The sequence below is a fragment of the Streptomonospora wellingtoniae genome (genome assembly GCF_031845375.1).
GTDB classification, from domain to species: Bacteria; Actinomycetota; Actinomycetes; order Streptosporangiales; family Streptosporangiaceae; genus Streptomonospora; species Streptomonospora wellingtoniae.
This window is the reverse complement of record NZ_JAVREK010000005.1, coordinates 157,548-175,658: the sequence shown is the minus strand read 5'-3', so window position 1 is coordinate 175,658 and position 18,111 is coordinate 157,548. Positions and strand designations below refer to the sequence as shown.

Sequence of the window (18,111 nt, the reverse complement as noted above, 5' to 3'; positions counted from 1 at the left end):
ATGCACAGCGGCGCGTCCGCGGCGGGTAGGGCACCTACCCCAGAAGGAAGGCGATCGCCACCAGCACGGGCAGGGTCAGGAACGTCGTCAGCAGCACGATCTCTCGGGTCATCCGCGTGGCGGTGTCGTAGCGCACGGCGTAGGTATAGGTGTTCTGCGCGGTCGGCAGGGCGGCGATCACCACGACGGTGAACAGCTCCACACCTTCGAGCCCGAACCAGAACGTGCCCATCGCCCACGCGGCGGCGGGCTGGACCAGGCACTTCAGTACGACGGCGAGCGCGACGGGCCCGCGCTGCGGGCCGCGCCCGGGCAGAGGGCTGCCGTGCAGGGAGATTCCGAAGGCCAGCAGCACCGACGGGACCGACATCGATCCCACCAGCTCGAACGGCTGCATCAGGGGTTCGGGCACGCTCCAGCCGCTCGCCGCCACGGCGACGCCCGCCAGGGACCCGACAACGACCGGGTTGCGCAGCGGCGCTGCCACGATGCGCGCGAGGCCGACGCGGGTGCCCGGCGTGCGGCGCGCCAGGTCCAGCGCGGTCAGCCCGATCGGGACCACCACCATCAGCTGCAGCAGCAGCACCGGCGCGACCAGTGAGGCGTCGCCCAGCACGTAGGCCGAGACGGGGATGCCGAGGTTGCCGGAGTTGACGTAGCCCGCGCACAGCGCGCCCATCGTCGTCGAACCCGCGTCCCAGCGGCGCAGAGCGGCGACGGCGAGGAACAGGGCCGCTACCACCGCGATGCTCAGTGCACTCACCAGCAGCGGAGCGTGCACGAGCGTCGAGAGGTCGGCGTCGGAGAGGATCTCGAAGAGCAGCGCCGGGGTGGCGACGAAGAAGGCGAGGTTGGTCAGCACGCGGCTGCCGTTGTCGCCGAGGGCGTCCAGCCGGCCGAGGATGTAGCCGAGGGCGACGATGCTCGCGATCACGCCGAACCCGATCACGACCCCGGTCACGGCGCGCCCCCCGTATCGCCCCTCGCCCGACACCGGATCCGTCGGGCCGCGACGACCTTAGCCGTGCCCGCCGGACGCCGCCACGGCGTGGCTCACACCTGCCGGGTCCGCCAGGGGCCGCGTTGCGGAATCGGTATGCACGAACGCCTCCTGAGTGGCCAGCCTGTGCCAAACCGGCGCATACCAGCGGTATCCAGCCCCTAAGGTGGTGTCTTCGTATGTTCGGAAAGGGCTGGAAGGGCCGGGAGTTGCTGCACCTGAGGGTGATCTCACCGCACGATCGGACCGACGACGTGCTCGAAGTACTGAAGGGCCAGGTCGGCGTGGCGCACGTCGTCGTCTTCGAGAAGGCCGCGGTCCAACCCGAGGGAGACGCCGTCGAGGCGGACCTGGCACGCGAGTGCGTCGACGACGTGCTCCTGCAGCTCTCCAAGCTCGACATCGACCACACCGGCGCCATCACCCTGGAGGCGCTGGAGACCACGCTGTCGGACTCGGCCGACACCGCCCGAGCCGACGCACCCGGCCACGGCCATGAGGCGGTGGTGTGGGAGGAGCTGATCTCCCGCGCCGACGACGACTCCCACCTCAACTGGGTCTACCTGACGTTCCTCACGCTGGGGCTGATGATCGCGGCGGTGGGCGTGGTGACGAACTCGCCGGTCACCGTGGTGGGAGCGATGGCCGTCGCCCCCGACTTCGGCCCGTTGGCGGCCTTCGGCGTGGGCCTCATCGGCCGCCGCTGGGACCTGGTGCGCCAGTCCGCCGGCACGACGGCGGTCGGGTTCGGCGTCGCAATGGCGATCACCACCGTATTCATGCTGGTGCTGGAGTGGACCGGGCTGGTGACCATCAGGGCGTCGGGGCTCAGCAACCAGAGCCAGGTCGACTTCATCTACGAGGTGGGGCCGTTCTCCCTGATCGTCGCGCTTCTCGCCGGCGCCGCGGGCATGCTCAGCCTCCTCTCGGCCAAGTCGTCCGCGTTGGTGGGCGTCTTCATCTCGGTGACCACGGTGCCCGCCGCCTCCTACGCGGTCGTCGCGGCGACACTCCTCGACTGGGGGCGCGCGATCCAGTCGATCGAGCAGCTCGTCGTCAACCTCGTCGGCATCATGATCGCCGCCACCGTCGTGCTGGCCGTGCGCACGCGCCGCGAGCACCGCAACGGCGAACAGGGGCGCCCCCTCAGCCAGCGCTGACCCGCTGCCGGAGGACGTCCGGGCCTGTCCGCGTGCTCGTCGCTGCGGCAGGGGCGGGCGACCAGGGCATGGGAGTGCTCGCCCGGCGCCTGCAGGACAGAAGCAGCTGACCGGCGGGGTCGACGTCCGCGTGCGCACAGCGCGGGGCGGCGGCCGCGCCAGTCCGCTCATCCGGTGTGCGGGACGAACAGCAGTTCCGCGTCGGCGCGCTCGACGGTGCCGCCGTAGCCGTACACCGACCCCCGCTCCGACCGCCCGGTACGGCGGTAGCGGTGCAGGGAGGGCTGCGCGGCGCTCAGCCGGAGCGCGCGGTCGGCGGGGTGCTCACCGGGCACGGTGTCGGGCTCGTGCGGCCGCTCGATCACGACGACGGACTCGGGCGCCTCGTCCACCGCATACTCCCGGCCGTCGAGCGGTCCGCCGGAGAACCCGACGCGCACCCCGCCGGAGGCGATCTGCTTCACCCAACCGATGGTGGCCCCTCGCGCCGCCGAGCGCCAGCCGCGCGGGGAGGCCGGTACGGGACGAGGGGGCTACGCGCGGGCGACGGCGATCGTGGCGCCCAGCCGGCTGCCCGCCTCGTAAAGCATGTACTGCGTTCCGTGGTGGGACCCGTAGGAGGGCGCGGCCGAGCGTCCGTTGTCGGGCGGTCCCGCCATGGGCTCGTGCACGGTGCCGAGGTGGCGGCGGAGAGAGAAGTCGCGACCGACCTCGGTGAGGCGGATGTCGCCCTCGCTCGTGTGGTAGGCGACGTAGGTGCTTCCTCCGCGTTCGACCACGTGCGGTCCCGAGAGGTTCGCGGCGCCCGCGGCCGCGTGGTCGACCAGCGGGTCGGGGTCGAAGTCGAACGAGACGCCGTCGGCCGACCAACCCCAGCCGATCGAGCGGTGGTCGGTCGTGTCGTTGCGCATGAACACCATCACGTAGCGGGACCCCCGGTCGGGCAGCGGGTGCTCGAAGACGCGGGCGTATGAGGTCTCGGTGGTGCCCTCGGGCAGCATCGCCGTGGTCAGCACCTCGCCCTCATAGGAGAAGTCGGCGCCGTCGCGGGAGCGCGCCAGCCGGGTGGTGGTGTTCTCGCCGTGGAAGTACAGCCACATCTCGCGTTCCTGCTCGTTCCACAGGACGTGCGGCGAGGAGACGTGGCTGACCGAGTAGTGCGGCGCCCATTCGCGCCCGACGATCGGGTTTCCCGGATGCTCGGTGTAGGGGCCTTCGGGGGTGTCGGCGTAGGCCAGGCAGATCCCGCCGGGCGCGTCGTGCGGGGCGTAGTAGAGCAGGAAGCGGCCGGGTGCGTCGGGCAGCCTCCCCTCCGTCCCGCGCAGGCAGGGGAAGATGAACTCGCCCGTGGGGTTGTAGGCGAGGTCGGCGGTGTCCAGGGCCTCCCTGACGAAGGTGTACTCCGGCAGCACACCCGCCGCGGCGCGGCGCGGAGCCGCGGCCGCGGGCGAGTCGGCGAGCCCTCCGAGGGCTCCGGCGGCTCCGGCTGCGGCGGCTGTGCGGAGCAGGGTGCGGCGGTCGATCCCGTGCGGTGCGCCGCGGTGCGTCGAAGGGCGGGGCTCGGGGTGCGTCTCGGGCATGGGGGCTCCCTTCCGGGGTGCGCCGGGGGGCGGCGCGTCCGGGTGTCGAGAACGCGAGCTTCGACCAGCATCGATAGCTCAGTCAAGAACCTAATACGTATTAACGTAACTTCCCTGTCATTGGCGAGAAATTCGCCCGCACCTCTTGACGCGCCCCTGTGATGCAGCTCAAAGTCGGAACCTAATCCGGATTAGCTTGCGTACAGAGGAGATCTTCGGTGTCCGAGACCGCGTCGCCGCCCCCGACACCGCCGCGTCCGAACGGGCGGGCGAAGCCGCGCCAGTCCGACATCGCCCGGGCCGCGGGCGTATCCCAGGCGACGGTCTCGCTGGTGCTCCGGGGCGCGACGACCGGCGTGGTCCTGGCCCCGGAGACGCGTCGGCGCGTGCTGCGCGCCGCCGAGGACCTGGGCTATGTGCCCGATCCCGTCGCAACGCGGCTAGCGGCGGCGCGCAACGGCATGCTCGGGCTCTACACCTTCAGCACGACCTTCCCCACCGACGTCGCGCACTCGTACTACCCCGTGCTCGTGGGCGTCGAGGAGGAGGCCGCCGCGCAGGGCCAGGACCTGATCCTGTTCACCGGTGCGAGCCGCGCCGCCGGCACCACCAGCGACGCCGCCGCGGTGCGCCGCGTCCGCGCCGCCGACGGCTGCCTGTTCTTCGGCCGCCACGTCCCCGAGGACCCGATCCGCCGGCTGAGCGAGGACGGCTTCCCCTTCGTCTACATCGGCCGCCGCGAGGAGCCCGGCATCAGCCACGTCGGCGCCGACTACGTCTCGGCGTCGGCGGAGGTGGCCGCGCGCCTCGCCGCGCTGGGCCACCACCGCGTCCGCTACCTGCGCGAGAACGACGACGCCCCCGCTTCCACCGACCGCGAGCGCGGCGTCGTCGACGGCGCCCGCGGCGCCGGGCTGGAGACCGTCGGCCTGGTCGAGCGCACCGACGGCGGCGACGTGGACGCCCGGCTCGCGCGCTGGCGCGACGAGGGCGTCACCGCGGTGGTCACCGAGGAGACGGACACCGGCGCGGCGCTGTCCGGGCTGACCGCCGCCGTCGCCCGCGCCGGCCTGAGCTGCCCCGGCGACCTCTCGCTCGCGCTGCTGGGCACCCCCGCCGCGGCACCAGCCGCACCGGTCACCGGACTCGCCGGCGCGATCAGCGGCTTCGGCGTGCCCATGCGCGAGATGGGCCGTGCCGCGGTGCGGCTGCTGCTCGACCTCATCGAGGGCAGTGCGGCACCGCAGTCGCACTTGCTGGCCTGCGAACCCGTGGCCGGCGCGACCCTCGGCCCCCCGCACCCGGGCCGCTGACCGCGCCCGCCCCCCGCATCCCTCCCACCCTCCGCCCCCCGAATCACCACCGCAACCACCACGGAAAGGCGCGCGATGACGGAGAGCAGTACCGAGATCCTGGTCGTCGGAGGCGGACTGGGCGGTGTCGCCGCGGCCCTGGCCGCCGCACGCTCCGGTCGCCGGGTCGTCCTCACCGAGGAGACCGACTGGATCGGGGGCCAGCTCACCTCCCAGGCCGTCCCGCCCGACGAGAACCCCTGGATCGAGCGGTTCGGCTGCACCGCCTCCTACCGGCAGGTGCGCGAGGGCATCCGCGCCTACTACCGCCGCGCCTACCCCCTGCGCGCCGAAGCCGCCGCCTCGCCCGAGCTGAATCCGGGCGCCGGACGCGTCAGCAAGCTCTGCCACGAGCCGCGGGCGGCCCTGGCCGTGCTGGAGGAGTTGCTGGCCCCGCACCGCGCCGCGGGGCGCATCACCCTGCTCACCGGCCACCGTCCCGTCGCCGCCCGCACCGACGGCGACGAGGTGCGCGCCGTCGAACTGGACGACGGGCAGGGCGGGCGGCACACCGTCCAGGCGTCCTACGTGCTCGACGCCACGGAGAACGGCGACCTGCTACCTCTGGCCGGAGCCGAGCACGCCACCGGGGCCGAGTCCCGCGCCGAGTACGGCGAGCCGCACGCCCCCGAGACCGCCGACCCCGCCAACCTGCAGGGCATCACCTACTGCTTCGCCGTCTCCCACCACGAGGGCGAGGACCACACGATCGAGCGTCCCGCGGACTACGGCTTCTGGCGCTCCTACCGGCCCGACTTCTGGCCCGGGCCCCTCGTGGGCTTCGCCGCCCCCGACCCCCGCACCCTCGAACCGGTCGTCCGCACGTTCGACCCCAACCCCGACGTCGACCCCCTGGACGTGGCCGCCGACCAGAGCGCCGACGCCGGTGACAAGGAGCTGTGGGGGTTCCGCCGCATCCTCGCGCGCAGGCTGCACCGGTCCGGCGCCTTCGACTCCGACATCACGCTGGCCAACTGGCCGCTGAACGACTACTGGCTCAAGCCCGCCCTGGAGATCGACGGGTACGCCGACGCCGAGACCGTGCGCCAGGCCCACGACGAGGCCCGCGGGCTCTCCCTCTCGGTGCTGTACTGGCTGCAGACCGAGGCGCCCCGCCCCGACGGCGGCACCGGGTTCCCCGGCCTGCGGCCCCGCCCGGACGTCACCGGCGCCGAGCACGGCCTCGCAAAGGCCGCCTACGTGCGCGAGTCCCGCCGTATCAAGGCCGTCACGACCGTCACCGAGCACGACGTCGCCATGGACATCGTCGGGCCCCGCGGCATCACTCGCCGCCACGACGCGGCGGGGATCGGCAGCTACCGCATCGACCTGCATCCCTCGACCGGCGGCGACACCTACATCGACATCCCCAGCGTGCCCTTCGAGATCCCGCTGGGCGCCCTGCTGCCGGTGCGCATGCGCAACCTGCTGCCCGCCGGCAAGAACGCCGGCACCACCCACATCACCAACGGCTGCTTCCGGCTGCACCCCGTCGAGTGGAACATCGGCGAGACCGCCGGGCGCCTGGCCGCCTTCGCGCTGGACAACGGCACCGAGCCGCACGCGGTACGTGAGAAGGACGACCTGCTGGAGCGGTTCTCGGCTCTGCTGGACAGCACGGGCGTCGAACGGCGCTGGCCCGACGTGCGCGGCTACTGACCGCCCCCGGGCCGCCGCGCGCGGCCCTCCGCCACATACCCATCCCCGCGCTACGAAAGGTGCGGATATGACTCCCCGACTCCATCCCCCGTCCGACCCCCCGCCCGGCCCCGACGGATCCGCCGGCGCTGCCGTGCGGATCGGCATCGACGTCGGCGGCACCTTCACCGACGCCGTCGCCGTGAGCGCCCGCACCTTCGAGCTGCTCGGCCAGGCCAAGGTGCCCACCAGCCACGACCACGCCGACGGCGTCGCCCACGGCATCATGGCCGCGCTGGAGCGCCTGCTCGCCGACATCGGCGTCAGCGCAGACGACGTGACCTTCCTCGCCCACGGCACCACCCAGGCCACCAATGCGCTGCTGGAAGGCGATGTCGCGACGGTCGGAATCGTGGGGATCGGCTCCGGCTACGACGCCTTCGCCACCGGGCGGCTGCGGTCCCTGGGCCGGCTCAGGCTCGACTCCGGTCGACCGCTGCCCATCCGCTACGCCGGCCTCAAGCACCCCGAGCGGCCCGGCGCGGCCCGCACCGCCGTCCACCGGCTGCGTGAGGAGGGCGCCGATGTGCTCGTGGCGGTCGAACCCTTCAGCGTCGACGCCCCCGAGGGCGAGGACGCGGTGGCCGCCGCGGCCGCCGACGCGGGCGTGCCCGTCACAGCGACCCACGAGATCACCCAGCTCTACGGGCTCGGCAAGCGCGCCCGAACCGCGGTCCTCAACGCGGGAGTGATGCCGCGCATGCTGGAGACCGCCGACCTGGTCGAGCGCAGTATCACGAAGGCCGGGGTCAGCGCTCCGCTGATGGTGATGCGCTGCGACGGAGGGGTGATGTCGCTGGCGGAGATGCGTTCGCGGCCCCTGCTGACCGTGCTCTCCGGACCCGCGGCCGGCGTGGCCGGCGCGCTGATGGGCGAGAAGGTCAGCGAGGGCGTGTTCCTGGAAACCGGCGGCACCTCCACCGACATCAGCGTCATCCGGCGCGGCCGGGTGCAGATCCGGCACGCCCGCCTGGGCGGCAAGGAGACCTATCTGTCGGCGTTGGACGTGCGCACGGTCGGCATCGGCGGCGGATCGCTGGTGCGGCTGGGAGCGGCGCGCGGCGGTGGCGCCAAGGTCACCGACGTGGGGCCGCGCAGCGCACACATCGCCGGGCTTCCCTACGCCTGCTTCGCCGAACCCGGAGACCTGCGCGACGCGCGGATCGTCCGGATGAGCCCGCGCGAGGGCGATCCCGCCGACTACGCCGTCGTCGAAGGCGCCGGCGGGCGGTACGCCCTCACCCTCACCTGCGCGGCGAATGCCGCATCCCTGGTCGGCGAGGACGACTACGCGCGCGCCGACCCCGCTGCCGCGCACGCCGCGCTGGAGCCGCTGGCCCGGGAGCTGGGAACCGACACCGACAACGCCGCCCGCGCCGTCCTGCAGCAGGCGACCGACCGCATCGACACCGCGGTGGCCGGGCTGATCTCCGAACACGACCTCGACCGGGACGTGTGCACCCTGGTGGGCGGGGGCGGAGGTGCGGCGACGGTCACCCCCTATCTGGGTGCGCGCATGCGCCTCGACGCGCGCATCGCCGCGCACAGCGAGGTCATCAGCCCGCTGGGCGTGGCACTGGCGCTGGTGCGGGAGTCGGTGGAGCGCATCATCCCCGGCGCCGGCCACGGCGACGTCCTGGCGGTGCGCACCGAGGCCGAGCAGGCAGTCCTGCGGCAGGGGGCCGACCCCGCCGCGGTCGAGGTGGACGTGACCGTGGACCCCCAGCGCAACCTCGTCTCGGCGGTGGCGACCGGCGCCACCGAGCTGCGAACCAAGGACCGCGCCGAGGCTCTCGGGCCCGAGCAGGCCCGCCGAACGGCGGCCGCCAGCCTCGGAGCACCGCCCGAGGAGGTGCGCGAGCTGGCCGCGACCGCCCAGTACCGCGTGCTCGGCCACACCCGGCGGCCCTCCGGTCCGGTGCGCCGCTTCGCCCGCGAGCGCACCCGCGTCCGCGTGGTCGACGCCGAGGGTGTGGTTCGGCTGCACAGCGCCGACGCCCGCGTCGACACCATGGCCGCGGGCGTTGCCGACGCGCGGCTGAAGGAGCTGGTGGCGGAGCGCACCTCCTACGGAGACGGCGGTTCCCGCGCCCCGGCCGTGTGGCTGCTGCTTGGGCCCAAGCTGGTGGACCTCTCCGGTGTGCTGGACCCCGGCCACCTGCTCGCTCTGGCCGCGACCGAGACCGGCGGACGCATGCCCGGCGAGGAACTGGTCGCGATCATGGAGGAGCGGCGGTGAGCGCGCCGACGCCCGGCGGGGCCGTATCGGGCCGCTTCGCCCCGGTCGAGCGCTACGCGGAGCTCGCCGCACTCGACGACGCCGACCTGGGTGCCCGCCTGCTCGCGGCCGCGCCCACGCACGAGGGGCGCGGCCCCGGCCGACTGCGCGCATGGGCGCGCACCGCCATCGCGGTCGGCGCCGAGACCGCGGACGCCGAGACCGACGGTGCCGACGCCCTGTGCGGCGCCGAACCCCGCGTTACCGAGTGCACCGGTGGGCTCCGCCGCGACGAGGTGCTGCTCGCCGAGTACCGGCGGCGGGCACGCGGCGGCGTGATCGTGCTCTACACCGACGCACTCGACTACGCCCACGGCGTCGCCGAGGCCGCGGGCTGGGCGGCGGACTTCCCGCGAGAGGCCGTCCGCGCGGCGGCCCTGCACCACGAGCGCGCGCACCGGCTGCTGCACGGCCCCCGCGGCCGCGAGCTGCGCCGCCGGCTCGGCCACTCGGCGGCCGCGTGGGGGCGCCTGCGCATCCGCGGGCACGTGGTCGGCGCGGACGAGATCGCCGCGCACGCCTACGCCCACCGGCGCGGCGGTATGCGGCGCAGCCCACTGCTGCTCACCGCGGCCGTCGCCGCGACCCTCGCCCACGCCGGACCGCCGGTCCCGCCGGCCACGGCACCCGTACTCTCCCCCGGAGGTCCAGCATGACCGCGTTCGCGATTCTCGCGGTGATGGCGGTGGGCGTGGGGCTCATGCTCACGCGCCGCCTGCCGACCGCCTTCGCCCTCGTCCTGCTGTCCGTGGCCATCGCCCTCATCGCGGGCGCGCCGCTGATGGGCGACGAAGGCAGCGTCGCCGGCACCGTCCTGCAGGAGGGCGCACCGATGCTGGCGTCCACCATGGTCGCCATCCTGCTCGGCTGCTGGCTGGGAACGCTGATGTCGGAGACCGGCATCGCCTCCACGCTCGTCCGCAAGATCGTGGAGTTCGGCGGCGAGCGGCCGTCGGTGGTGGCGGTCGGCGTGTTCGTCGTGGCGATCATGTGCGGCAGCATCACCGGTTCCGCTCCGGCGGCGATGCTCGCCGGCGTGGTGGGCATTCCCGCGATGATCGCCGTGGGCGTGCCGCCGACCGTGGCGGCGGGAACGGTGCTGGTGGGCATCGCGGCGGGGCTTCCCCTGGAGCTGATCAACTGGCAGTTCCTGTCCGACGCCATCGGGGTCCCCGTCTCGACGGTGCAGCACTTCCAGCTGCGCATGTTCCCGATCGCGGTGGCGGGCGGTTTGGCCTACATCCTGATCGAGATGCGCCGCCGCGGCGCCCGCCACACCTGGGCGGTGCGCGTCCCCGCGGGCGGCGGGGGAGATGCGGGCTCCGGCGGTGCGAGCGGCTCGGAGTCCGGCGGCGGGGAGCGCCCCGGCGTCCTCGCCCGCGCGGCCCGCCGCCGCGAACGCCGAGGCGACGCCCCCTGGTACGCGCTGCTCACCCCCGTCGTGCCGATCGCGCTCGCCCTGGGCCTGGAGGTCCCCATTGTCCCGGCGCTGCTGACCGGGCTGCTTTTCGCGCTGGTCACCGCGGTGCGCTGGCGGGAGATGGCATCGACGGCGCTGCGTACGCTCTACCGCTCCTTCGACGTGGCGGCGCCACCGATCGTGCTGTTCATCGCGATCGGCATGCTGCTCGCGGCGGTCAACCTGCCCGGCGCAGTCGAGGCCCTCAGCCCGGTGGTCACCGCGATTAGCCCGAGCGGGCCGCTGCTGTTCGTCGCCGTGTTCGCGGTGCTGGTGCCGCTGTGCCTCTACCGCGGCCCGATGAACATCTTCGGCCTGGGCGCCGGTGTGGCGGGCGTGCTGATCTCCGGCGGCATCTACCCGCCGCCGGCGGTCCTGGGCCTGATGGCGTCCTACGGCCAGGTCCTCGGCGTCTCCGACCCGACCAGCACCCAGACCGTCTGGAGCGCACAGTACGCCGGGGTCCGCCCGGAGCGCTCCATGCTCTCGACCATCCCCTATACCTGGGCGGTCGCCGTCGCGGGCCTGGTCCTGACCGTGTGGCTGTACCTGCTCTGAGCCGACCGGCGGCCGCCGCCCCGGCGCGGCGGCCGCCGCCCGGACCGCGAACCCCGCCGAGCTCGTATCCATCGTGAAGGAAAGCGATCTCCGTTCGCGACGGCTACAAGCTCGGCGGTGGTATGCCGACGTCAGCCGCGCCGCCGCGCCGCGGACCCGTGCCGGTACCGGGCCAGCGCGGCGCCCGCGATGACGATCAGGGCGCCGAGAGGCTCGTTCCAGGCCAGCCGCTCGCCCATCAGCAGCACGCCCGCGCCGATGGCGACGACCGGGGCCACGTAGGTCACCGTGGAGGCCACCGTCGCCCCCGCCTCGCGGATGACCCCGTACTGCAGCACGAACGCGACGCCGGTGCCCAGTGCGCCCAGGCACGCCACGGCGCCCGCGGCATGCAGCGGCAGCTGCGCGGGAGCGTCGGTGAACAGCAGCGCGGCGATCGCGATCTGCACCGAGCCCGTGAGCAACTGCGCCGTGACCAGCTCCAGCGACGAGTATCCGCTGCCCGCCACGAAGCGCCGCAGGTAGGGGGTGCCGATCCCGTATCCGACCGTGGCGCCGACCGCCATCAGCATGCCGGCGGCGCTCGCTCCGGCGAGTCCCGTCCACACGCCGAACACGACGAGGACTCCCGCGAAGCCGACGGCCAGCCCGGCCAGTCGCACCCGTGTCGGGCGCTCGTCGGGGAGCAGCAGCAGCGAGAACAGGAGCACGAAGAGCGGCGTCGCGGCGTTGCAGATGCCGTTCACCGCCGAAGGGATGAGCTGGCCGGCGTAGCCGAAGAGGGTGAACGGCACGAGGTTGATGATCAGGGCGGTCACCGAGAGGTGGAACCAGATCCGTCCGCCGCGCGGCAGGCGGCCGCCGCTGAGCAGTACGACGCCGGCCAGCGGGATCAGGCCGGCGACCATGCGGCCGAGCGTGATCTGGATGGGCGCCAGGTACTGGCCGGCGATGCCGATGAACATGAAGCTGGTACCCCAGACCAGCGCGAGCAGCAGGAACTTCGCCCGCCAGCCGAGCGCGGGCCGCCCCGGCGCATCCCCGATGGCGGAGGGCGGGGCGGTGCGGCCGCCAGGTGGTTCGCCGGCCGCTTCGGCGGTACCGCGCCGGTCGGGATGCAGGCTCATGGCTCAAGGGATATCGCCGACGCACGGTTAGGTCTACTTGATTCTGCTAAAGGCCAGAGTTAGCGAATCTTACCTTGGTGGTCGGTGGCGGCGGCTGTGTGGAGGGAGCGCGCGCCCGGTCGGCCGCGGCGGCTGTCCAGGCGCGCTGAACCGGGCAGACAGGAGTCGGAGGCATCCCGGCCGGTGCGCGACGGCCGGTGCCCGCACTCCCGCCCCGGCACCCGCCCGCCCCGGGCTGTGGTGAGGATCTCCCGGCACCCGCCCGCCCGCGGGCACCGGACGTAGGGCACCGCGCGCCCCGGGGTGGTCCTGGCACCCCCGCGCGCGGAGGGGCGGGGCCCTGCGGACAAAGGGGTCCGCGCACACCGGACGCGGCGGGGGCGTTCGGACAGAATCGGCACTGCCGGGGAGGACGACGACGAAAGGGGAGGCGGGACCATGGTGCGCACGGCAGCGGGCGGCGGGGCGCCGAGGGCGAGCGGTGGGGACGCCGGACCGGGTGCGCGTGCGCCCCGGCCGGTCCGGGCGGCGGCCGCGGTATGGGCGGGTGCGGTCGCCGCGGGTGCGACCGAGGCCGCCGTCTTCGTCGCGGGCGCGGCGGCGGACGGAGCGCCGTGGCCGGACCTGCTGCCGGGTCTGGCCGTGCGCGCAGCCGTCTACGCCGCCGTGCTGGCGGTGGTGGCGGAGTTCCACCGGGGACGGCGCTGGGCCCGGACGGCACTCGCGCTCGGCCTGGGGATCGCGGGCACCCTCAGTCTCGTCTACGAGCCGCTCTCCTGGGCGCTCGCCGGCGGAGCGGCGGAAGGGCTCCCGCCGCCGACCCCGGAGTTCACCGCGGTGGTCGTGCTCCGCACCCTGCACATCGCCGCGGTGCCGGTCGCGCTGGTGCTGATGTACCGCCCCGCGGCCACCGCCTACCTGCGCGGCCGGGGCTGGGCGCCGCGGTCCGCAACGGGCGGGGCCTCCGCTCAGTCCCCGTAGCCCGAGTGCACCAGCCGGGGCTGGCCGTCCTCGCCCTCCTCGACCCGGTAGCCGTCGTTCGCGGCGGTCGCCAGGATCTCGTGGCGGTACTTGCGGACGGTCCGCGCGCTCACACCCAGGTATCCCGCGATCTCGTCCTCGGTGATGTCGGGGACCGTCTCCATGAGGTTGCGGACCTGCTGCTTGCGCTCCTGGGCGCTGGGGCGGGAGAGGGGGCTGGTGCTGCGCCGCGGCGCGGACTCGCGGGAGGGCTCCTCGTACGGCGGCGCGGGCCCGGTCCCGTCCGCGGGCTCCGGCTGCCGCTCGGGCTCGGCCGCGGGCTCGGGCGTGAAGCGCAGTCCGGCGGGTCCGTCGCCGCCGGGCGCCGCGGGGGCATCGGCCGCCGGTGCCCGGCCGCCCTCCTCCGGCTGCTCGGACCCCGGACCTGCAGAGGAGGCGGTCGGCTGCTGGGCCGCGGTATCCGCTTCGCGACCGTTGTGCGCGGACGCGCGGCCGCCCGGAGCGTCCTCGGGCGCCCCGTCCGGGCCGGCCGACGGTCCGGGAGCAGCCTGGAACACCGGGGTGTAGGCGCGCTCGCTCTGGTCGGCCGCGGCCGCCCGACCCGCGTCGGCGCCGGCGGCGGGTCTGGACGCCGCATCGTCCGCTCCGCCGCCGACCGTGGGCGCGGACGGTGCGGCACCGTTCGCCGAGGCGCCGTTGACGGCCCCGGCCTGCTCAGCAGCGGCCACCGCTCGCCACCGCGCACGGCCCTCGGCCGGCGCCGCCGGCACTCCGGCGGGCTCGCCCAGCAGCGCCCGGGCCTCCTCGGCGGTCATCGCAACCCGCGAGGCCGTCATGGCGCGGATGATCCGGAAGGCGGTAGGCAGGTCGTAGCCGTTGTCCAGCATCCACTTCAGGTGGCGCGGGGTGGCGCGCCGCCAGCGGCGCGCGTACTGCTCGCGCAGCATCGCGTAGGCGAGCTGGCGCTGCTGCTCGCGCTCCAGGGCGTCGGGGTAGGAGGTGATGCCCGACCCGAGCATGAGGCGGGCGACCTTGAGTGTGGAGAGGGGATGGGCGATCCAGCGCCCGGCGGGGATGCGGTCGGCGGCCTTGCCGTGGGCGAGCCCGGCCAGGTGGCGCACCCAGGCGGCAACGCCCTCGGCGATGAGGATGATGACCACCGGCGGCCCGGCGTGGCCCAGGTAGGAGGAGGTGGTCCCCTCGCCCTGGGAGACGTTGAGCACGATGGTGATCGCCGACAGCCCGTAGGCCGACCAGCGGTTCAGCGGGTGGCGGCGGCCCTGCCACTCCATGACCAGGTCCATCGCCAGGAAGTAGACGATGACGGCGTCGATGCCCAGCGGGAACAGGAACCGCAGGTCGCCGCCGTTGATCGCGGTGAGCTGGGTGTCCTCCAGCCAGGTCGCCGACTCGTACAGCGCGGCGTAGCTCATCGTGAAGGCGACGGTGATGAGCAGCAGCGCGGCGGTGGCGATGAGGGCGGTGGCCACGAGGTAGCCGGTGTGCAGGCCGGAATAGGCGTCGGTGCGGGGGCCGCGCCGCGCGAGCAGGGCGCGCAGGCCGGAGATCGCGACGACCACCAGCACCAGCGCGGCCGCGGCGATCGCCCACCACGGCACGTGGGATATCCACGCAGGCATCAGGTCTCAACTCCCGAATCAGGGCACACAGCACTGAACCCACGCGAGTCTGGCAGAGTCGCATCTCGTTCACGTGACCGTGCGGCCACAGCGGGCTGTCCGCGCTGTGCGCGCGATGTGCGTCGGGGCGGCCGGTTCCGGCGCCGTCCCCGGTGGTCGGCGGTGCGTGCGGCGGGTGCTGCCTGCGGCTCCGCCCGGATTGCCGGCGAGGGGGAGCGGAAGGCGCCCCGCGGTCCGACCGGACGGGCCGCAGCCCAATGCTTCCGGGGCGCGTCCGCCGGTTTCCGCGACAGCATAGCCAGCCCGCCCCGGTGCGTCCTGCGGCGGGGCGCACCCGCGGCATCGGCGCCGGTCCCGGACCGGCGCCGATCAGGCCCGCGGCGGTCGCGCCGCGTGTGAGCGGTGCGTGCGGGTTCGGCGGCGGGCACGCGGGGCCGGGTCCGGCCATGATGCGCCGGTTAGTGCGGCTTCATGCGGCGGTGCCGCCCTATTAGGCTGGCTTACATGCTCAGCGTCGACCGCCTACGCATCCTGCATGCGATCGCGGCGAACGGTTCCCTCAACGGCGCCGCCGAGGCCCTGCACGTCACCAGTTCGGCGGTCTCCCAGCAGCTGTCGAAGCTGGAGCGCGAGGTCGGCCAGTCGCTGGTGGAGCGCAGCGGGCGCGGTGTGCGGCTCACCGAGGCGGCCCAGATCCTCGTCGAGCACACCGGGCAGATCCTCTCGCTGGTGCAGCAGGCCGAGGCGGCGGTGGAGTCCCACCGCGGCGAGATCAGCGGGGCGCTGGAGGTCTCCTCGTTCGCCTCGGGCGCGCGCGGCCTGGTCACGCCGGCCCTGGGCGCGCTGGGCCAGGAGCACCCGGACCTGCGTGTGCACCTGAGCGAGCTCGAACCGGACGACAGCATCCCCGCGGTGGTCCGCGGCGACTCCGACCTCGCGCTGGCCGTCGACTGGGACGGCTCGCCCATCGCCCTCCCCAAGACGCTGGTCAAGACCCCGATCATGGTGGACACGGCTGACGTCGCGCTGCCGGTGAACCACCCTCTGGCCCACCGCGAGCTGCTGGAGCTGGACGAGGTCGTCGGCGAGCCGTGGATCAGCTGGGGCAAGGGCTCCATCTGCCACGACTGGCTGGACGGCACGCTGCGCGCCCGCGGCATCGAGCCCACCATCGCCCACAGTGTCGAGGAGCACCAGACCAAGCTGGCCATGATCGCCTGCGGCCTGGGGGCCGCGGTGATGCCGAGGCTCGGCCTGGGTCCGGTTCCCGAAGGCGTGCGGCTGGTGCCCGTGCAGCCTGCGCTGGTCCGCCAGGTGTTCGCGTTCTGGCGCAAGGACGCCGCCCGGCGCCCCGCCATCACCGCCGCCGTCCGTACCCTGCGCGAGGTCGCCGCCGCCCGCGGCTGACAACTCTCGTTTGCGATGGCTACAAGGTCGACGGTGATGGGCCGGGAGCGGCAGCGGGCCGCCCGGTCGCCCGACGGTCTCGGAGGCCCCTGCGCCGCGGGACCGCGCCCGCTCCGGCCGCTTGGCGCCGCCCCGCCTGAACACGCGCGCGGCGGAGGTGCTGGAATGTCCGCCATGAGAACTCTGGCCAAGGCCGCCGCGTTCGCGGGACGCTGGTTCGGCCTGCTCATCCTTGCGAGCGCGCTGTTGGGCCTGCTCGTACCGGACCAGGCAGCCCGGCTCACCCCGTGGATCAGTGCGCTGCTCGGGATCATCATGTTCGGCATGGGCCTCACGCTGCGGCTCGCCGACTTCAAGGTCGTGTTCACCCGGCCGCAGGCGGTCGCCCTCGGCCTCGTCGCGCAGTTCACCGTGATGCCGGTGGTCGGCTGGGCGCTGGCCGAGCTGCTGCAACTGCCCCCGCTTCTGCTGGTCGGCATGGTGCTCGTCGGTGCCGCGCCCGGGGGCACGGCCTCCAACGTCATCGTCTACCTGGCGCGCGGCGACGTCGCGCTGTCGGTGGCAATGACGTCGGTCTCGACCCTGCTGGCCCCGTTCCTCACCCCCTTGCTGGTGCTGTGGCTGGCGGGTTCGACGCTGCCCGTCGACGCCGGAGCCCTGCTCGTCTCGATTCTGCAGGTGGTCCTCGTGCCCGTGGTGCTGGGCATCGTGGTGCGTGCGCTGTTCGCCCGGGCGGTGAGCAGGGTGCTGCCGGTGCTGCCGCTGGTCTCGGTGGTGGGGATCATGGTCGTGGTGTTCGCGGTGGTGGGCGCCAATGCCCAGACGCTGCTGTCCACCGGCGCCCTCGTCGTCCTCGCGGTGATCCTGCACAACCTGATCGGGCTGGCCCTGGGTTACGGGGCGGGCAAGGCGGTGCGCCTGCCCGAGTCGTCGCGGCGCGCCGCCTCGATCGAGGTCGGCATGCAGAACTCCGGTCTCTCCGCCGCCCTGGCCACTGCGCACTTCGAACCCCTGGCGGCCCTGCCGGCGGCGCTGTTCTCCGTCTGGCACAACATCTCCGGCGCCATGCTCGCCTCCTTCTGGGCCCGCCGAAAAGCGGGCACCGGCGGCCGCTAGCCGCGTGCTGCGCGCGCGGCGCCGCGCGCGCAGCACGCACCCGTCCGCGCGGCCGCGCCGGCGACGCGGTGTGAGTAGCATTCGCTGGTGTGCCGCCGGACGAGCCCGGCGGCGAGCGGTCGCCCCCCGGAGGCAGCAGCATGGTCCAGACCCCGTCGGCTTCCCCCTACCTGTGGGCGCTGCGCATCGCCGCCCTCGTGCAGATGGCGCTGATCGCGCTGGAGTTCGCCACGGCTGGGCAACTGGTGCTGGAGGAGGTGTCCGCCCTCGGGCTGCACGCCGGCACGGCCCTCGCGGTGCACGCCGCCGGAGGCGTGCAGCTGCTGGCCTCCGCACTCCTCGTCCGCCCGGGCGGCGGGCCCGTCTGGCCGGCGGTACTCAGCGCGCTCGCCTTCGGTACGGGGTTCGCGCAGGCCTATTTCGGCAGCCACATGATGTTGGGACTGCACGTCCCGACGGCGCTGCTGCTGGTCGTCCTGGTGATGGCGGTCGCGGTCGCCGCGTGGCTGCCCTCGCTGCGGCGCGCCGGAAACTGAGGTTCGCCCGCGAATTCTCGCGTGTGGCGCTGTTCTCGTGAATTCCTGACCGATCGGTCGCCAAAAGTGCCGCCGCGGCCGGACGGGCGTGTTTCCCGAGGGGCGGCCGGGAAGCGTGGCGAAGGTCTTCTCGTCCGTGAAGGCCGGGCCGCCCGGCGGGCCGCCGGAAATGGCAGGCGCGGGCGGCACCATGCCGTCCGCGGTCGGGCCCGGCCGCGG

Annotated in this window: 15 protein-coding genes; 10 read left to right on the top strand and 5 right to left on the bottom strand. The window is 74.0% G+C overall.

What is annotated here, in order from left to right; all coding sequences use genetic code 11:
- Window positions 1–34: 34 nt before the first annotated feature.
- Window positions 35–961, bottom strand: coding sequence for an AEC family transporter (locus RM446_RS07330; RefSeq protein ID WP_311544396.1), 927 nt, complete (start codon window positions 959–961; stop codon window positions 35–37).
- A 218-nt stretch (window positions 962–1,179) separates the two neighbouring features.
- On the opposite strand from RM446_RS07330, the gene RM446_RS07325 reads away from it, so the two are divergent.
- The gene (locus RM446_RS07325; RefSeq protein ID WP_311544395.1) at window positions 1,180–2,160 is read left to right on the top strand and encodes a DUF389 domain-containing protein; all 981 of its coding nucleotides are present in this window, start codon (window positions 1,180–1,182) and stop codon (window positions 2,158–2,160) included.
- 167 nt (window positions 2,161–2,327) lie between these two features.
- On the opposite strand, the gene RM446_RS07320 is transcribed toward RM446_RS07325, so the two are convergent.
- Window positions 2,328–2,624, bottom strand: a complete 297-nt coding sequence (locus RM446_RS07320) for a hypothetical protein (protein ID WP_311544394.1) — start codon at window positions 2,622–2,624, stop codon at window positions 2,328–2,330.
- Window positions 2,625–2,693: 69 nt separating this feature from the next.
- Window positions 2,694–3,740, bottom strand: coding sequence for a glycoside hydrolase family protein (locus tag RM446_RS07315; RefSeq protein WP_311544393.1), 1,047 nt, complete (start codon window positions 3,738–3,740; stop codon window positions 2,694–2,696).
- A 218-nt stretch (window positions 3,741–3,958) separates the two neighbouring features.
- Between RM446_RS07315 and RM446_RS07310 the strand changes: the two genes are divergently transcribed.
- The 5 genes from RM446_RS07310 to RM446_RS07290 all read left to right on the top strand — a co-directional run bounded on the left by RM446_RS07310 (window position 3,959) and on the right by RM446_RS07290 (window position 11,085).
- Window positions 3,959–5,053 (top strand): LacI family DNA-binding transcriptional regulator, encoded by a 1,095-nt coding sequence (locus RM446_RS07310; RefSeq protein ID WP_311544392.1) that lies wholly within the window; start codon window positions 3,959–3,961, stop codon window positions 5,051–5,053.
- Window positions 5,054–5,128: 75 nt separating this feature from the next.
- On the top strand, window positions 5,129–6,751 hold the full coding sequence (locus RM446_RS07305; RefSeq protein ID WP_311544391.1) for an FAD-dependent oxidoreductase: 1,623 nt from the start codon (window positions 5,129–5,131) through the stop codon (window positions 6,749–6,751).
- A 67-nt stretch (window positions 6,752–6,818) separates the two neighbouring features.
- Window positions 6,819–9,029: a hydantoinase/oxoprolinase family protein gene (locus RM446_RS07300; RefSeq protein ID WP_311544390.1), complete on the top strand. Its 2,211-nt coding sequence runs from the start codon at window positions 6,819–6,821 to the stop codon at window positions 9,027–9,029.
- Window positions 9,026–9,724, top strand: coding sequence for a hypothetical protein (locus RM446_RS07295; protein WP_311544389.1), 699 nt, complete (start codon window positions 9,026–9,028; stop codon window positions 9,722–9,724). Before RM446_RS07300 ends, RM446_RS07295 begins: the two co-directional genes overlap by 4 nt.
- The gene (locus tag RM446_RS07290; RefSeq protein ID WP_311544388.1) at window positions 9,721–11,085 is read left to right on the top strand and encodes a transporter; all 1,365 of its coding nucleotides are present in this window, start codon (window positions 9,721–9,723) and stop codon (window positions 11,083–11,085) included. The genes RM446_RS07295 and RM446_RS07290 overlap by 4 nt, the downstream gene beginning before the upstream one ends.
- Before the next feature lie 131 nt (window positions 11,086–11,216).
- Here the strand turns inward: RM446_RS07290 and RM446_RS07285 are convergent, their stop codons facing one another.
- Window positions 11,217–12,212, bottom strand: a complete 996-nt coding sequence (locus tag RM446_RS07285) for a DMT family transporter (protein WP_311544387.1) — start codon at window positions 12,210–12,212, stop codon at window positions 11,217–11,219.
- A 438-nt stretch (window positions 12,213–12,650) separates the two neighbouring features.
- On the opposite strand from RM446_RS07285, the gene RM446_RS07280 reads away from it, so the two are divergent.
- Window positions 12,651–13,193, top strand: a complete 543-nt coding sequence (locus RM446_RS07280; protein ID WP_311544386.1) for a hypothetical protein — start codon at window positions 12,651–12,653, stop codon at window positions 13,191–13,193.
- On the opposite strand, the gene RM446_RS07275 is transcribed toward RM446_RS07280, so the two are convergent.
- Entirely contained in the window at window positions 13,181–14,833 is a 1,653-nt protein-coding gene (locus tag RM446_RS07275; RefSeq protein WP_311544385.1) for a DUF2637 domain-containing protein, read from the bottom strand. The two genes, RM446_RS07280 and RM446_RS07275, sit on opposite strands and share 13 nt — an antisense overlap.
- Window positions 14,834–15,337: 504 nt before the next feature.
- On the opposite strand from RM446_RS07275, the gene RM446_RS07270 reads away from it, so the two are divergent.
- The 3 genes from RM446_RS07270 to RM446_RS07260 all read left to right on the top strand — a co-directional run bounded on the left by RM446_RS07270 (window position 15,338) and on the right by RM446_RS07260 (window position 17,892).
- Window positions 15,338–16,240 (top strand): LysR family transcriptional regulator, encoded by a 903-nt coding sequence (locus RM446_RS07270; RefSeq protein ID WP_311544384.1) that lies wholly within the window; start codon window positions 15,338–15,340, stop codon window positions 16,238–16,240.
- Between the two features lie 174 nt (window positions 16,241–16,414).
- Complete coding sequence (locus RM446_RS07265; RefSeq protein ID WP_311544483.1) at window positions 16,415–17,356, top strand: bile acid:sodium symporter family protein; 942 nt, start codon at window positions 16,415–16,417, stop codon at window positions 17,354–17,356.
- Between the two features lie 89 nt (window positions 17,357–17,445).
- On the top strand, window positions 17,446–17,892 hold the full coding sequence (locus RM446_RS07260) for a hypothetical protein (RefSeq protein ID WP_311544383.1): 447 nt from the start codon (window positions 17,446–17,448) through the stop codon (window positions 17,890–17,892).
- Window positions 17,893–18,111: the final 219 nt, after the last annotated feature.

What these genes read in the sequence shown, in the direction of transcription:
- RM446_RS07325 (WP_311544395.1), top strand. Translation starts at nt 1,180, where the DNA reads ATGTTCGGAAAGGGCTGGAAGGGCCGGGAGTTGCTGCACCTGAGGGTG.
- RM446_RS07315 (WP_311544393.1), bottom strand. Translation starts at nt 3,740, where the DNA reads ATGCCCGAGACGCACCCCGAGCCCCGCCCTTCGACGCACCGCGGCGCA.
- RM446_RS07305 (WP_311544391.1), top strand. Translation starts at nt 5,129, where the DNA reads ATGACGGAGAGCAGTACCGAGATCCTGGTCGTCGGAGGCGGACTGGGC.
- RM446_RS07300 (WP_311544390.1), top strand. Translation starts at nt 6,819, where the DNA reads ATGACTCCCCGACTCCATCCCCCGTCCGACCCCCCGCCCGGCCCCGAC.
- RM446_RS07290 (WP_311544388.1), top strand. Translation starts at nt 9,721, where the DNA reads ATGACCGCGTTCGCGATTCTCGCGGTGATGGCGGTGGGCGTGGGGCTC.
- RM446_RS07285 (WP_311544387.1), bottom strand. Translation starts at nt 12,212, where the DNA reads ATGAGCCTGCATCCCGACCGGCGCGGTACCGCCGAAGCGGCCGGCGAA.
- RM446_RS07280 (WP_311544386.1), top strand. Translation starts at nt 12,651, where the DNA reads ATGGTGCGCACGGCAGCGGGCGGCGGGGCGCCGAGGGCGAGCGGTGGG.
- RM446_RS07275 (WP_311544385.1), bottom strand. Translation starts at nt 14,833, where the DNA reads ATGCCTGCGTGGATATCCCACGTGCCGTGGTGGGCGATCGCCGCGGCC.
- RM446_RS07270 (WP_311544384.1), top strand. Translation starts at nt 15,338, where the DNA reads ATGCTCAGCGTCGACCGCCTACGCATCCTGCATGCGATCGCGGCGAAC.
- RM446_RS07265 (WP_311544483.1), top strand. Translation starts at nt 16,415, where the DNA reads ATGAGAACTCTGGCCAAGGCCGCCGCGTTCGCGGGACGCTGGTTCGGC.